This is a genomic window from Halococcus morrhuae DSM 1307, assembly GCF_000336695.1.
In the GTDB taxonomy this organism is placed as follows: domain Archaea; phylum Halobacteriota; class Halobacteria; order Halobacteriales; family Halococcaceae; genus Halococcus; species Halococcus morrhuae.
Genome location: NZ_AOMC01000096.1, coordinates 21,533 through 35,183, shown reverse-complemented (window position 1 = coordinate 35,183; position 13,651 = coordinate 21,533). Strand labels below are relative to the sequence as shown.

General features: G+C 66.8%; 15 protein-coding genes. 5 read left to right on the top strand and 10 right to left on the bottom strand.

Annotated features, from left to right (window positions below):
• Positions 1-37: 37 nt before the first annotated feature.
• Entirely contained in the window at positions 38-526 is a 489-nt protein-coding gene (locus C448_RS07130) for a metal-dependent hydrolase (RefSeq protein WP_004053252.1), read from the bottom strand.
• A 27-nt stretch (positions 527-553) separates the two neighbouring features.
• Positions 554-1,075 (bottom strand): CinA family protein, encoded by a 522-nt coding sequence (locus C448_RS07125; protein ID WP_004053250.1) that lies wholly within the window; start codon positions 1,073-1,075, stop codon positions 554-556.
• A gap of 84 nt (positions 1,076-1,159) precedes the next feature.
• Between C448_RS07125 and C448_RS07120 the strand changes: the two genes are divergently transcribed.
• On the top strand, positions 1,160-2,260 hold the full coding sequence (locus tag C448_RS07120; protein WP_004053248.1) for a pyridoxal phosphate-dependent aminotransferase: 1,101 nt from the start codon (positions 1,160-1,162) through the stop codon (positions 2,258-2,260).
• Positions 2,261-2,342: 82 nt separating this feature from the next.
• The gene (locus tag C448_RS07115) at positions 2,343-2,936 is read left to right on the top strand and encodes a DUF998 domain-containing protein (protein ID WP_004053245.1); all 594 of its coding nucleotides are present in this window, start codon (positions 2,343-2,345) and stop codon (positions 2,934-2,936) included.
• 1 nt (position 2,937) lies between these two features.
• Here C448_RS07115 and C448_RS07110 read toward each other — a convergent pair whose 3' ends face one another.
• Both C448_RS07110 and C448_RS07105 read right to left on the bottom strand, forming a co-directional pair.
• Positions 2,938-3,441 (bottom strand): gamma carbonic anhydrase family protein, encoded by a 504-nt coding sequence (locus C448_RS07110; RefSeq protein WP_004053243.1) that lies wholly within the window; start codon positions 3,439-3,441, stop codon positions 2,938-2,940.
• A gap of 101 nt (positions 3,442-3,542) precedes the next feature.
• Entirely contained in the window at positions 3,543-4,709 is a 1,167-nt protein-coding gene (locus C448_RS07105) for an acyl-CoA dehydrogenase family protein (RefSeq protein WP_004053242.1), read from the bottom strand.
• Positions 4,710-4,805: 96 nt separating this feature from the next.
• Between C448_RS07105 and C448_RS07100 the strand changes: the two genes are divergently transcribed.
• Positions 4,806-5,342 carry a GrpB family protein gene (locus C448_RS07100; RefSeq protein ID WP_004053239.1) on the top strand — a complete coding sequence of 179 codons (537 nt, stop codon included), beginning with the start codon at positions 4,806-4,808 and terminating at the stop codon, positions 5,340-5,342.
• 334 nt (positions 5,343-5,676) lie between these two features.
• Positions 5,677-6,084, top strand: a complete 408-nt coding sequence (locus C448_RS07095; RefSeq protein WP_004053237.1) for a hypothetical protein — start codon at positions 5,677-5,679, stop codon at positions 6,082-6,084.
• A 12-nt stretch (positions 6,085-6,096) separates the two neighbouring features.
• Here C448_RS07095 and C448_RS07090 read toward each other — a convergent pair whose 3' ends face one another.
• Both C448_RS07090 and C448_RS07085 read right to left on the bottom strand, forming a co-directional pair.
• Positions 6,097-7,782, bottom strand: a complete 1,686-nt coding sequence (locus C448_RS07090; protein WP_455429053.1) for a class I adenylate-forming enzyme family protein — start codon at positions 7,780-7,782, stop codon at positions 6,097-6,099.
• 105 nt (positions 7,783-7,887) lie between these two features.
• Positions 7,888-8,853, bottom strand: coding sequence for an MBL fold metallo-hydrolase (locus tag C448_RS07085; RefSeq protein ID WP_004053233.1), 966 nt, complete (start codon positions 8,851-8,853; stop codon positions 7,888-7,890).
• Positions 8,854-8,961: 108 nt separating this feature from the next.
• Here C448_RS07085 and C448_RS07080 point away from each other — a divergent pair, with 108 nt between their 5' ends.
• A complete protein-coding gene (locus C448_RS07080) occupies positions 8,962-10,662 on the top strand; it encodes an acyl-CoA carboxylase subunit beta (protein WP_004053231.1) in 1,701 nt (566 codons plus the stop codon).
• On the opposite strand, the gene C448_RS07075 is transcribed toward C448_RS07080, so the two are convergent.
• The 4 genes from C448_RS07075 to C448_RS07060 all read right to left on the bottom strand — a co-directional run bounded on the left by C448_RS07075 (position 10,659) and on the right by C448_RS07060 (position 13,647).
• On the bottom strand, positions 10,659-11,072 hold the full coding sequence (locus tag C448_RS07075) for a GIY-YIG nuclease family protein (RefSeq protein WP_004053229.1): 414 nt from the start codon (positions 11,070-11,072) through the stop codon (positions 10,659-10,661). The genes C448_RS07080 and C448_RS07075 overlap by 4 nt on opposite strands.
• Positions 11,073-11,141: 69 nt before the next feature.
• Positions 11,142-11,948 (bottom strand): SDR family oxidoreductase, encoded by an 807-nt coding sequence (locus tag C448_RS07070; protein WP_004053228.1) that lies wholly within the window; start codon positions 11,946-11,948, stop codon positions 11,142-11,144.
• A complete protein-coding gene (locus tag C448_RS07065; RefSeq protein WP_004053226.1) occupies positions 11,948-12,829 on the bottom strand; it encodes a BKACE family enzyme in 882 nt (293 codons plus the stop codon). Before C448_RS07065 ends, C448_RS07070 begins: the two co-directional genes overlap by 1 nt.
• Before the next feature lie 11 nt (positions 12,830-12,840).
• Positions 12,841-13,647: an enoyl-CoA hydratase/isomerase family protein gene (locus tag C448_RS07060; RefSeq protein ID WP_004053224.1), complete on the bottom strand. Its 807-nt coding sequence runs from the start codon at positions 13,645-13,647 to the stop codon at positions 12,841-12,843.
• Positions 13,648-13,651 lie beyond the last annotated feature (4 nt).

Genomic DNA, 13,651 nt, shown 5'->3' with positions numbered 1-13,651 from the left:
CTTGTTCTGCTCTCGGATTACGACCCCTTCACCACATTCAGGCGAGCCCGCTCGCGCGCAGGCCGCTCGCGACGAGTCGGCGGGGGAGATCGTACGCGAGCGCGGCGGCGACGACGAGCTCGAACGCCGTGATGAGCACCATCAGCCCGCCGGCGTAGCGACTCCGTGCCGAGACGCCGACCGGGACGTCGAACTCGGCGCGATCGAGCGGGTAGAGCAGCGCGAGCCCGCGTTTCGACCCGAACAGATCGAGCACGTAGTGGGTGGCGACGCCGATCCAGACGAACTGGAGGTTGCCGAAGTAGTGCGGATAGACGAAGAAGAGCAGGAGGACGGGGAGGTTGTGCAGCGTCTTGCGGTGGGTGCCGAAGGCAGTGTCGACGTCGGGGATGAGCGCGCCGAGGGTCACGGGCACGCCGATGGCGACGGCCGCCCGGACCGTCGCGGCATCGAGCGATGGGTGGGCGAGGCAGGCGAGCCCGACGCTCAGGACGATCGCGTTGAGCACGTGGCCGCGCTTGTTCATTTTCGCTTCACTCGACGCGGGTGTCCCCTAAGTCGCTTCCTGCTCGCGATCGTTGAGCGCCTCGAACACCGCCGTGAGCACGCGCCGGGCGATCTGCTCCTTGACCTCCGTGCGCGTGCCGTCGAAGACGTAGTGTTCGACCCTGCTCGTCGACTCGCCGCTGCCCCACTCGCCGGCGTGGGCGACGCCGATGTAGACCGTCCCCACCGGCTTCTCGTCGGTGCCGCCGTCGGGGCCCGCGATGCCCGTCGTGGCGAGCCCCCAGGTCGCGTCGGCGGTGTCGCGCGCGCCACGGGCCATCTCGCGGGCGACCGGTTCGCTCACCGCGCCGTGGGCATCGAGGCTCTCGCGACTGACGGCCAGTAGCGCGCGCTTGGCCCGCGACGAGTAGGTGACGAGCGACCGATCGAAGTAGTCACTCGATCCGGGAACGTCGGTCAGCAGCGAGCCCACGAGCCCGCCGGTACAGGACTCGGCGACGGCGATCGTCGCGTCGCTCTCCCGGAGCGCGTCGCCGAGCCGTCGTTCGATCGCGTCGTCGGTGGTCATGGCCGATCGGTCGCCCGCCGCGGGCAAAAACCCACCCCTCGTGGGAGCCGAAAGACGGAGTAGGCGGCGACCGTCAAGCAGCCTATGGAGTATCAGACACCGCAGTTCTTCCGGCTGATGCAGTACGCGGCGGCCGCCGAACGGGACGTCGTCGAACTGGTCAGCGGTGGGCCCGACTGGAACGCGCCGCCGGCGATCGGCGAGGGCCTCCACGAGTTCGCCGACCTGGACGGCAACGACTACCAGTACCCGCCGAGCGCGGGGCTCGCGGATCTCCGCGAGGAGATCGCCGCCCGGCGCGGCGTCGCCATCGAGAACGTCGTCGTCACCAACGGGGCCGGCGAGGCGAACTCGCTCGCGCTGGCGGCGGCGCTCGACCGCGACGCGGGCACGGAGGTGCTGCTCACCGATCCGGTCTATCCCTACTATCCCGGCAAGACACAGCTGTTCGGCGGCGTTCCCCGCTACGTCCCGGTCGATGCCGACGGCTCGCTCGATCCCGCCGCCGTCCGCGAGCGCGCGAGCGACGAGACGGCCGCCATCGTCGTCAACACGCCGAACAACCCGACCGGCGCGGTCTACGACGAGGAGACGATGGCCGAACTGGTCGAGATCGCCGCGGCGCACGATGCGATCCTCGTGAGCGACGAGGTGTACGATCACTTCGATTATACGGGGGAGTTCGCGAGTGCGCTTGCGGTCGATTCGCCGCACCGGATCGTGACGAACGCCTTCTCGAAATCGATGGCCATCACGGGCTTTCGCGTCGGCTACGGCGTCTTTCCGGACGAGTTGGTCGATGGGGTGCGCAGCCGCCACATGCTCGTCAACGTCGCCGGCAGCCGACCCGCACAGTACGCCGTTCTCCGCGCGCTCCGCGGGACCGGCCCCGAGTATTACGAGCGCAATCGCGAGCGCCTCGTGCGCCGCATCGACGGCTTCACCGACGCGCTCGACGACACTGGTGCGGAGTACACCGCTCCTGACGGCGGGTTCTACGTGATGGCACGTTTTCCGGAGTTCCCCGGAACGATGAAGAACGCCGAACGGCTCGTCGACGAGGCCGGCGTCGCCGCCATGCCCGGCGAGACTTTCGGCGAGGCGCGCGCCGACTGGTTCCGGTTCGCGCTCGTCTCGCCCGAAATCGAGACGGCGGGCCGCCGACTCGTCGACTTCTTCGGCTGACTGATCGCACTGCGGATCATCGAATGTCGACTTTCGGGCATGACGGTAGGCTGAAGGGACAGCCGGCCGCGATCTCGAACGAATGACGAACTCGTCAGAGCCCACACCGTCCACACGAGCGAACAGGATCGCTGCGGCGTTCGGCATGCTCTCGATCGCCGTCGCGCTCGGGGCGATCACCGTCGCCGTCCTGCTCTCGACGCGCTTTTCGTTCTCGACGAGCGCGCTGTCCGATCTCGGGCGCGCGAGCTGGGCCTCGACAGCCGTGTTCAATTACGGACTGCTCCTCTCGGGCGTGCTCGCACTCCCGTTCGCCGTCGTCCTCGCCAGGAACGCCCGAACGCTGCTCCACGCTGCCGGCAGTCTCGACTTCGCGCTGGCGGCGGTCTGCCTCTCGTTGATCGGCGTCTTCGCGCTGCCCGCCCCCGAGCACGGGCTCGTGGCGGTCGGCTTCTTCCTCGCGTTCACCGTCGCGTTCGTTTTCGACGGCGCGGGTGACGTATACGCCGGCAAACAGACTCGTGGTCTCGCGACGCTCGGGCTGGCGCTCGTCCACGTTCTCGGCTGGGCGGTGTGGCTCGGTGCGGGCACGCCGGGCGGGCTGGCGCTGCCGGAGCTCGTCGGCTCGGCCTGTCTCTCGCTCTGGGTGCTCGCCACGGCGGCGCGGCTGTGGTAGATCAGTCGACGCGCTCGGACGAGCGCTCGTGGCGCTTCGACAACTCGACGTAATGTTCGCCGGCGTGGGTCCACGGCGAGTCCTCGACCTCTTTACGGATTTCGGCGGGCGTCCCGGTGACGAGCGTGTTCGGCGGGATGTCCATCCCTTCGGTGACGACGCTGCCCGCCGCGACGAGACTTTCTTCGCCGATGTGTGCGTCGCCAAGAACGGTCGCGCTCATCCCCACCATCGCGCGCTCGCCGACCGTGGCCGCGTGGACGATGGCCGTGTGGCCGACGGTCGCACCGGGGCCGATCTCGCAACCCTCGTGACAGACCGCGTTGTCCTGGACGTTCGCACCCTCGCGGAGGACGATCGCGCCGGAGTCGCCACGGAGGGTGACGTTCGGCCAGACGCTCGCCTCGGCCTCGATCGTGACGTCGCCGATGACGATTGCCGATTCGTCGACGCGTGCCGACTCGTGGATGGTGGGTTCGGTGCCCTCGAACGAACGGATGACCATGCGATCCGCTGTCGCCGCGGGCGCATAAACCACGAGGGTCGGGAGAGGAAACTACGCGTGTTCGGTCGATTCGGGGACGAAATCGGTCGAACCCCGTGTTCTCAGTACGACCGAGGCAGACCGAGGTGGTGTTCGGCGATGAAGTTCTTCGCCATCTCGTTCGAGACGGGCGCGGTCTGGGTGAGCCGGGAGTTCTGCCAGATGTCGTAGACCTCGTACTCGGGCGTGAACCCGTTGCCGCCGTGGGTCTGGATCGCCTGCGAGGCTGCCTCGGTGGCGAACTCGCTCGTCAACAGTTTGGCCGCGTTGGCCTCCATGCCGCAGTCCTCGCCGTCGTCCCACTTCGCGGCGGCGTCGTAGGTGAGCTGCTGGGCGGCGGTGAGTTTGGCGTAATGTTCGGCCAGCGGGTGCTGGATGGCCTGGTGGGCACCGATCGGCTGGCCGAACACCTCGCGATCGTTGGCGTACTCGACCGCGAGATCGATCGCACGCAGCCCTCCTCCAAGAGCGCTCGCCGCGCCGCCGATGCGCTCGGTGTTGAGGGTATCGAACAGGAGATAGAGTCCGGCGTCCTCGGTCCCGAGAATACGATCCTCGTGGACGCGAAGCCCGTCGATATCGACCTGGTACTGGGTCTCGAACCACGGCACCGTGGTCTCGATTGGTGTGAGCGAGATACCCTCTTGATCGGCCGGTTCCGGAACGAGGAACATCGTGACTCCGTGGGTGGGGTTCGAGGGGTCGAGTGCGGACGTGCGCGCGACGAGCAGCATCTCGTCGGCGTTCTCGACGCCGCTGATGAACGTCTTCTGGCCCGAGAGCACGAATTCGTCTCCATCGCGTTCGGCCTCGGTGTCGATGTTGAGCGTGTTCGTGCCCGCACGCGGTTCGGTCAGCCCCATACAGAAGCGCAGCTCGCCGTTCGCGATCTTCGGGAGATACTCCTCCTTCTGGGCCTCGGTTCCGTGGCGCTCGATGCCGACGCCGCCGAACACGGGTGTGAGGACGAAGATGATCCCGCCCTGTCCGCCGCCCCGTGAGAGCTCCTCGATGACGATGGCCATTTCGAGCATCCCCATCCCCTCGCCGCCGTACTCCTCGGGGATGGCGACGCCGAGCCAGCCGTTGTCCGCGAGGTCCTGCCAGTATTCCTCGGGGAACTGTTTTTCATTTACGCACTCGCGCCAGTATTCGGCATCGTACTCGGCGGCGATCCCCCGCGTCGCCTCCCGGATCATCTCGTGCACGTCGGTCTCGAAGGCGGCCATGCACACTGTGAGCGTCCACCACCCATAGTGGTTGTGCCGCTCATCGAAGGACGACTCGGACGAGCGGCTTATTTTTGCCCTCATGCTCTAAAGCATATGATCGGTCTGGAGCGCGGCAACGTCACGCTCGTCCCCCATCGATCGGAGTGGAAACGAGCGTACGAGGCCGAAGTCGAACGACTCGAATCCATCGCTGGCGATCGACTCCACGGCTACGAACACGTCGGTAGCACCGCCATCGAAGGGATCGCCGCGAAACCCGTCATCGATCTGCTGGCTGTGGTTGACGATCTCTCCGCTGCCCGCGAGTCGCTCGTTCCGCTCCTCGAAGAGTACGGCTACGAGCATCGACCGGGCGACGTTCAGGGACGACTATTCCTGGCGAAGGGGCCGCGCTCGAACCGCACACATTACCTTTCGCTCACCGAGCGGGATAGCGATTTTCACGCCGAAACACTCGCGTTCCGTGACTATCTCCGCGAGAACCCCGACGTCGCGGTGGAGTACGAGTCGCTGAAGCAGAAACTGGCCGAAAACCACCCAAACGATCGGGAGACGTACACCGAACGAAAGGGTCGGTTCGTCGAGCGCGTCCTCGAAGACGCGATGGACGATCCAAACGGGTCTGATTGAATCACGGTTGGCAGTGTGTCGTCGGCCAGTTCTGGCGGTTTTCATCGACCGGATGGACGACTAGCGTTCTTCGATCTCGTCATGTCATGCGAGCACCGACGAGATCAAAAGCCGCCTCGGTTTCGACGATGCATCGGGCCGGGACACCGACCCGATAGACGAAGAGCAGATCGACGCCGTCGGCGACGACAAGGTGATCCTGTAGAACTGAGCGCCACTACGTTCTCATGCCGTTTCGAGGGGCGGACAGCGCACCGTTTTCCGCCCGGCCCAATCGGAATTTTGAGTGCGCACGAGCGAGTAGCGGACGGTATGGCAGAGGGGGAGAAACCACATGACCGAGGCTGACGCCGTTTTGAACGCCGAGACGCGGCGTGCGCTCCGTAACTGGGGCCGGCGGCTCTTCGCGGTCGGCGCAGGGGTACTGACAGCCCTCGTGCTGCTCGTCCCGATCGCCGTGACGGCGGTACGGCCGGCTGGCGTGCTGTTCCATCTCGCCGTCACGCTCGTTTTCAGTCTCGTTTTGCCGGTCATCGCGGCGTACGTAGCCGTGAGGGCCTACGGGCTCACCCACGACGAAGTGATCCGTGTCGGCAAGCGGCTGATCGGCACGGCCGTCGAGGACATCTCGACACTCAGCGATCACCAGGACGTACGCCGGTCGCACACGGACGAGCAAAGCGACGACACGAGCGATCCGACGACACTGGTCACGGACACCGACGACGAGGGTCCACGATAGCTCGCCCGGTGATCAGAACTCCTCGCCGGTCGACCGGAGGGGGTCGTCGAGTCGCTCCGTGGCGTCGGCTTCGAGCTTGTACCGCTGGACCTTGCGCGTCGCGCTCCGGGGGAGTTCGTCGACGAAGAACACCCGTCGGGGATGGGCGTAGCTCGCGACGTGATCGAGCGTGAACTCCCGGAGGGCGTCCTCGTCGAGATCGGTTCTGTCTTCGGCGACGACGAACGCAACCGGTGCCTCACCCTTCACCTCGTGATCGGCGGCGACGACCGCGGCCTCGGCGACGTCGGGGTGGTCGTAGAGGGCCTCTTCCACCTCGGCGGGGTAGACGTTCTCGCCGCCGACGATCAGCATGTCGTCGGCGCGATCGACCATCCAGAAGTAGCCGTCGGCGTCGACGCGCGCGATGTCGTCGGTGTAGAACCAACCCTCGTCGTCGAACACCTGCTCGGTCTTCTCCGGGCGTTCGTAGTAGCCATCGAACACCTGCGGGCCGCGGACGGCGATCTCGCCGGTGACGCGCTCGTCGTCCGCGAAGTCGATCTCGGGATCGACGAACGGGGTGAGGTCGTCGGGCCCGACGAGCGTCTCGCGGGTCGCGGGATCGGCGATCTTGCACTCGATGTTCGGCACCGGCGGGCCGATACAGCCCGCGGCCTTGCGCACCCCGCGCGAGGGTTCGGTCGTGCCCGCTGGAGATGTTTCGGTCATCCCCCAACCCTCGGTCATCGGGACGTCCCAGACCTCCTCGATCTCCCGGCGGGTCGCATCCGCGAGCGGTGCGGCCGCGCAGGTGACACTGTCGAGCGACGAGAGGTCGTACTCGTCGGAATTTTGTCGGTACTCGCGGTGCATCATCGTGTACATCGCCGGGACGCCCGCGAAGTGCGTGATGGCATGCTCGGAGATGGCGTCGAGCATCGGCTGGGCTTCGGGCTGGGGCTGGAGCACCATTTTCGCGCCCGTATAGAGGAAGGTTCCCATGACCGCGTTCAGCGCGTAGATGTGGAACAAGGGGAGGACGAGCAACACCGAATCCTCGGCGTCGACGTTGAGTCCACCTGTATCGTACGATTCGATCGTCGAGAGGAGGTTTTGGTGTGTCAGCAGCACACCCTTCGGCTTCCCGGTCGTCCCGGAGGNGAGTCCACCTGTATCGTACGATTCGATCGTCGAGAGGAGGTTTTGGTGTGTCAGCAGCACACCCTTCGGCTTCCCGGTCGTCCCGGAGGTGTAGGGCTGGCAGGCCACGTCGTCGAACGAGCGCTCCGGCCCCTCGAACTCACTATCCGCCGCATCGAGTTCGTGCGAGAGGTTGACGACGCCGTCATCGGCGACTCCCGGAAGAAACGTCGTCGTCAACCCGGCGGCCGCAGCCAGCTCCGTCGCCTCCTCGGCGAGCAGCGGCGAGGCGATCATCGTGTCGACGTCCGCGTCGTCGAGGACGAACGCGAGCGTCTCGGGATCCATTCGCAGGTTGAGCGGGATCGGCACCGCGCCCGCCCGGATCGTCCCGAAGTAGGCGCTCGGGAACTGGAGCGTGTTGGGGACAAATAGCCCGACGCGCTCGTCCGGTTCGATGCCGTGATCGGTGAGGACGTTCGCAACCCGGTTCGCCTCGTCGTCGAGTTCCGCGAAGGACTGCTCCTTGCCGAAGGCGACGAACGCCGTCTTCTCGCCGTAGCGATGGGCCGCCATCGCCGGGAGGTCGCCCATCCGCCGAAGGGGCCTGCCGTCGTGATACTCCATGGTATGGTACAACAGGTCGAGCGTGGCGTATTAAGTGTTCGTGCGTGAGCGACGTCAGCGGCTATACCGAACGACGCCATCGACGAGCTCCGCCTTGATTCTCCCTCTGGCAGCGAGATGGGTGAGCACCGCGACCGTCTCGGGGAGGAGGTTGGTGGGATCGTCGTCGTCCGTCCGTCGGGTGACGACGTCGGCGGCGGTCCGGGGTTCGTCGAGCGACTCGACCGTGTTGTCGAGCAGTCGGTCGAGGCTCCGGCGATCGCGCTCGATGGTGCGCTCGAATTCGGTGTGAACGGGCCCGTGGCCGGGATAGACGCTATCCGGGTCAAGCGCCGCGAGGCGATCGAGCGCGCCGTAGAACGCCCCGATCGCCCCCTCGACGCCGCGATCGAGCCCCGTGTGGAGGGTGACGGGACGAAACGACTCGATAGCCATGTCGCCGGCGAGAAGCGCGCGCTCGCCGTCGAGTTCGACCGTGAAACAGCAGTGATCGGCCTGATGGCCGGGCGTGTGGAGCACGTCGACCGGCACGCCGCCGATGTCGTACGAGCCGCCGTCTTCGACCCAGACGTCGACCGCGTCCGGCGGGAGGAGGTCGCGGTTGCGTTCGAGCGATTCGACGGCCATCTCGATCGCTCGCTCGTGATCGTCGCCCGTCAGACCGGCGCGTGTCGCGTTCCCCGCGACGACGGCGGCGAGATCGTCGCTGTCGCGCGCGAACCGCTCGCGGACCCCGACGGGCGCGTAGACGGTGGGGTCGGCCGCTGCGATCACGGCGTTGGTCTGGCCGATGTGGTCGATGTGGGGATGGGTGAGGACGAGCTGGTCGATCTCCGCGAGCTCGTAATCGATGGCTGCGAGCGCCTCGCGGAGCTGGCGTTCGCTGTCGTCGCCCGGCATGCCGGCATCGATGAGCGTCGGCCGCTCGCAGTCGACGAGATAGCTCGCGACGTGGCCGGGTGGCCAGTCGACGTCGAACTCGATGCGGTGGACGGCCGTCGCCCGCTCGCGTTGGGCCATTATCCCCGAGAGTCCCGTGGCGCGAATAAACGTGACGCCCGGCTGTGCGGTACGGCAACCACGGATGCGGCGCAGTAGTTTGAAACCATGGGGGTGAGAGACATATGCATGGAGATCGACGTCGGCGAGGAGATCGATGGCGAAACCGCCCGCGCGCTCGCCACCGCGGTCTCGGAGCATCTCGGACGATCGGTCGAACTCGTCGCGGACGGCGAACGGGTCGCCGACGCCGGCGAGGGCGACTGGAACGAGGCCGGCACGGTGATGACCGACCGCGAACAGCGCCTCCGCGACGATATCGAGGGCGTCCTCACGGGCGGACCGGAACGCGGTCACGGGAAGATCGCGGATCTCGGCAAACTGTTCGTCCGCGATCGCCTGGAGATGGTCTTCGATCGGATCGAGTACGAGGACGGCACGTTCGCACGCCACAGCGACGATGACGACCTCGCGGCCGACGGACTGCTGACCGGGGTGGGGCTGATCGACGGTCGCCGGGTGGCCTTCACCGCGAACGATTACACCGTGAAAGCGGGCTCGCTCGGCACTGCGGGCGTCGAGAAGGTCATCCGCATCGAGGAGCGCGCGATGGAGCTCGACATCCCGATGCTCAGGCTGATCGACTCGACCGGCGCGCGCCTCGACGCCGCCGAGCGCGACCCGGGCGACACCCACATGGGGCGCTATCACGGCGGCAAGATGTTCTATAACCAGTGTCGGCTCTCCGGGCAGGTGCCCCAGATCGGCGTGCTCTACGGCCCCGACATCGCCGGCTCCGCGTACACGCCGGTGTTCTGTGATTTCCTGATCATGGTCGAAGGGATCTCGGGCATGGCGATCGCCTCGCCGCGCATCGTCGCGGCGATGACCGGCGAGGAGGTCGACATGCAGTCCCTCGGCGGACCCGAGGTACACGCGACCCGAAGCGGCAGCGCCGATCTCGTCGTTCCGGACGAGCAGGCTGCCGCCGAGACGGCCCGCGATCTCCTCTCGTACCTCCCGCAGAACTACACCGAGAAACCGCCCGAGAGCGCGCCCGTACCGCCGCTGAAGAACCCGAAGGGTCTCGACGGGGTGATTCCGGAAGCGCCGAACGAGGCCTACGACGTCCACGACTCCATCGATCGGCTCGTCGATAGGGAGTCGTTCTTCGAACTCAAGCCCCGGTTCGCGCCCGAGCTCGTGACGGGGCTAGCGCGCATCGACGGTCGACCAATCGGGATCGTAGCGAACCAGCCGAACCGCATCAGCGGGGCGATATTTCCGGATTCCGCGGACAAGGGCGCGGGCTTCGTCTGGACCTGCGACGCGTTCAACATCCCGTTGGTCTATCTCTGCGACACGCCGGGGTTCATGATCGGTTCGCAAGTCGAGCGCGAGGGTGTGCTCCGGAAGGGGCGGAAGTTCATCTACGCGACCGCCAACGCACAGGTGCCCAAATTCTGCGTCATCACCAGAAAGGCCTACGGCGCGGGGATCTACGCGATGTGCGGGCCGGCCTTCGGGGCCGACGCGACGCTCGCGCTCCCGTCCGCCGAGATCTCCGTGATGGGACCCGATGCGGCGGTCCACGCCCTCTTCGGCGAACAGATCGCCGATCTCGACGGGGAGGCGCGCGAGCAGTTCATCGAGAGCGCGAAGGAGGAGTTCGAGAACTACGTCGACATCGAGGCCCAGGCCTCGAACATGGAGGTCGACGAACTGCTCCCCGCCGGCGATCTGCGCGAACAGTTGACCGCCCGCCTCGCCGCGTTCGCCACCAAGCGCCGGGACGAGCGCCCGCGCCACCACGGTACCGTCCTGTTCTAGAGTGCGAACGCACGGTGTGCGCCCCGTATCGCTCGCCACAGCCGTTCGCGATCGAGAGCGAAGGCGAGGTGGGACTCACAGTTACAGTCCGAGGCACCGAACCCCGCGACCGGCTGGCCGGGAAGCGCGTCGGCGACCACGCACTCGATGTCCGCCTCTACCGTCCACGCGACCGCTGCGATGGTCGTTTCGGCGTGGCCGAGCAGGTAGTCGATATGCCAGTGGCGGGTGTCGTTCTCGCCGTCGTCGACCGCGCGGTGGCGCTCGATGCGTGCGAACCCACCCGTGCCGAATGCGCTGCCGGTGTAGGCGTACCAGCCAGGCTCGAAGACGTGTTCGCCGAGCGCGCCGACGGTGATCGTCGTACGCTCGGGCATCGCGACGAGCAGGGTGTACGTTCCGCCGGGCATGATCGGTCGATGGCCGCCGATCGCCTAACGGTCACGGAACTCGCTCGTTGATCGCGGTTCCTGGATCGCTCAGAACGGCGTCGGCGCGAGCAGTTGGCCGCCATCGACGGTGAAATAGCCACCGGTGACGTAGGCAGCTGCGGGACTGGCGAGAAAGAGCACCGTGGGCACGCAGTCAGCGGGCGTGCCGAACCGGTCGGCGGGCACGTCGTCGAGGAACGCGTCGGGCAGTTTGCCGCCGGCGGCCTCGGTGACGCCCTCCGTTTCGACGATCCCCGGTGCGACCGTGTTCGCCCGGATGCCGTGCTCGCTCCACTCGCTCGCAACGGTTTGCATCAGGTTGTGGACGCCGGCTTTGCCCGCGCCGGAGTGGGCGTGATACGGCGCACCCCTGACCGAGTTGGTCGCGCCCATCGAGACGATCGCCCCGCCGCCCTCGTCGATCATGTGCTCGCCCACGGCGAAGGTGCAGTAGGCCGTTCCGTCGAGGATCGTGCCGACGACCGCGCGCCAGCCGCCCGGCGTGAGCGATTCGGTCGGTCCGAGGAAGTTCGCGCCCGCGTTGTTCACCAGAACGTCGATGCTGCCGAGCTCCTTGATCACCGTATCGACCATCGCCGCGACCGCGTCGTACTCGCGGACGTCGACGGTGGTCGCACACGCCTCGACACCTCGCGTTTCGATCTCGTCGGCGACGGGTTCGAGGTGGTCCAGTTCGCGGCTGGCGATGGCCACGTCAGCACCGCAGTCGGCGAGACCGAGCGCGATCGCCCGGCCGATACCGGTCCCGCCGCCAGTCACGAGCGCGACCTCGCCCGCGAGGAAATCGTCGGCGAAGAGTTCCTCGACGGGCGGCGTTGCGCCGAGCCCCGCCATCAGTCCAACCCCATGATGGCGCGTGCCTCGTCGGGCGTCGCCGGCTCGCGACCCACCGAATCGGCGAGCGTGGCCGCGTGTGCGACGAGTTCGGCGTTGGTCGCCATCTCACCGTTCGGCAGGTAGAAGTTGTCCTCCAGGCCGACGCGGACGTTGCCACCCATCGAAAGCGCCGCGGCGACGAGCGGCCACTGATCTCTACTAATTCCGATGACCTGCCAGTTCGCGCTCGCGGGGAGCTGGCGCACCTGATGGGCCAGGTTCTCGACGGTCGCCGGGATCCCGCCGAGCACGCCCATGACGAGGCTGAACTGAAGCGGGTGGGTGAGTTCGCCCTGCTCCAGGAGCGGCCGCGTGTTCCCGATGTGGCCGGTGTCGAAACACTCCAATTCCGGGCGCACACCTGCTTCCTCCATCGCGGTGACGAACCGTCGGATTTCGTCGAAGGGGTTCTCGAACATCATGTCGAAGACGAACGCCTCCCGGTCCGCGGAGTATTTGGCGTAGTTCATCGAGCCCATGTTGAGCGCGGCGATCTCCGGCCCGACCTCTTCGACGTACTCGATGCGCTCCTCCGGCGGCGCGTCGAGCGCGCCCGTCGAGAAGTTGATGATGATGTCGGTGCGATCGCGGACCTCGTCGTGGATCTCTTGGTAGATGTCGGTGTCGAAGGTCGGGCCTCCGCTCTCGGTACGGGCGTGGATGTGCGCGATCGCCGCCCCCGCCTCGCGTGCCGCGGCGGCGTCCCTGGCGATCTCTGCGGGCGTGTAGGGGATCTCTTCACATTGATCTCGGGTGGTGAGAGCGCCCGTGAGCGCCGCCGAGATAATCGTTTTGTCGGGATCGTTGCCTTTGACGGACTCTTGCTCTCGTGTCGTCATGGTTTCTCCATCTATCGGTCGCTCCAGTCGGGTTCCTCGTCCATCAGGAAGGCGTTGATCCCCTCCTCGGTGTCCTCGCTCATGGCGATCAGCGCGATGATCTCGCGCATGTAGGACAGGGCTTCGTCGAAGCCCATGTCGCGCTGGGTGTAGTAGGCCCGCTTGCCCATCTCGATCAGCACCGGCGAGGAAGACGCGAGATCGTCCACCAGTTCGTCGAGCTCGTGCTCGAAATCGCTCTCGGAGACGACGTCCGTTGTCAGCCCCATCTCGTGGGCGCTCGCGGCGTCGATATGTTCGCCGGTGAAGAGGAGCTTCAGCCCGCGCTTTTCCGAGACGGTGCGCATGATCGGCACGAGCGCCTGCGCGGGGAACAGGCCGATATCGACCTCCGGCGTGCCGAACGTGGCTGCCTCGCTCGCGAGCAGCATGTCACACGCCGCGGCGAGCCCCATCCCGCCCGCGAGACAGTAGCCCTCGACGGCCGCCACGGTCAGCGCACGTGTCTCGACCAACTGCCCCATCAGTCGCGACAGCCCTGAGATCCCCTCACGATAGGCCTGTGGCCCCTCGCCGAAGTTCGCGGCCATGCTCTTCAGATCGCCGCCCGAGCAGAAGGTCCCGCCCGCACCGCGGATGACGACCACCCGCGCCGGCCCCTCGTCGGCGACCGCGAGCACGTCGAGCAGCCCCTCGATCACCGCCTCGTTCAGCGCGTTGCGCTCGTCGGGCCGATCGATCGTCGCCCGGATCACCAGACCGTCGTCGCTCTCGTTCACGTCGAGAGCGGTGTTTTCCGCCGCCGTTCGCTCGGTCATACTT

Excerpts from the sequence above, each read along its gene's own strand:
- C448_RS07100 (WP_004053239.1), top strand. The coding sequence starts at position 4,806 with ATGATCGGTCTGGAGCGCGGCAACGTCACGCTCGTCCCCCATCGATCG.
- C448_RS07060 (WP_004053224.1), bottom strand. The coding sequence starts at position 13,647 with ATGACCGAGCGAACGGCGGCGGAAAACACCGCTCTCGACGTGAACGAG.
- C448_RS07115 (WP_004053245.1), top strand. The coding sequence starts at position 2,343 with ATGACGAACTCGTCAGAGCCCACACCGTCCACACGAGCGAACAGGATC.
- C448_RS07105 (WP_004053242.1), bottom strand. The coding sequence starts at position 4,709 with ATGGCCGCCTTCGAGACCGACGTGCACGAGATGATCCGGGAGGCGACG.
- C448_RS07085 (WP_004053233.1), bottom strand. The coding sequence starts at position 8,853 with ATGGCCCAACGCGAGCGGGCGACGGCCGTCCACCGCATCGAGTTCGAC.
- C448_RS07080 (WP_004053231.1), top strand. The coding sequence starts at position 8,962 with ATGGAGATCGACGTCGGCGAGGAGATCGATGGCGAAACCGCCCGCGCG.
- C448_RS07120 (WP_004053248.1), top strand. The coding sequence starts at position 1,160 with ATGGAGTATCAGACACCGCAGTTCTTCCGGCTGATGCAGTACGCGGCG.
- C448_RS07095 (WP_004053237.1), top strand. The coding sequence starts at position 5,677 with ATGACCGAGGCTGACGCCGTTTTGAACGCCGAGACGCGGCGTGCGCTC.
- C448_RS07130 (WP_004053252.1), bottom strand. The coding sequence starts at position 526 with ATGAACAAGCGCGGCCACGTGCTCAACGCGATCGTCCTGAGCGTCGGG.
- C448_RS07065 (WP_004053226.1), bottom strand. The coding sequence starts at position 12,829 with ATGACGACACGAGAGCAAGAGTCCGTCAAAGGCAACGATCCCGACAAA.
- C448_RS07110 (WP_004053243.1), bottom strand. The coding sequence starts at position 3,441 with ATGGTCATCCGTTCGTTCGAGGGCACCGAACCCACCATCCACGAGTCG.
- C448_RS07125 (WP_004053250.1), bottom strand. The coding sequence starts at position 1,075 with ATGACCACCGACGACGCGATCGAACGACGGCTCGGCGACGCGCTCCGG.
- C448_RS07075 (WP_004053229.1), bottom strand. The coding sequence starts at position 11,072 with ATGCCCGGCGGAACGTACACCCTGCTCGTCGCGATGCCCGAGCGTACG.
- C448_RS07070 (WP_004053228.1), bottom strand. The coding sequence starts at position 11,948 with ATGGCGGGGCTCGGCGCAACGCCGCCCGTCGAGGAACTCTTCGCCGAC.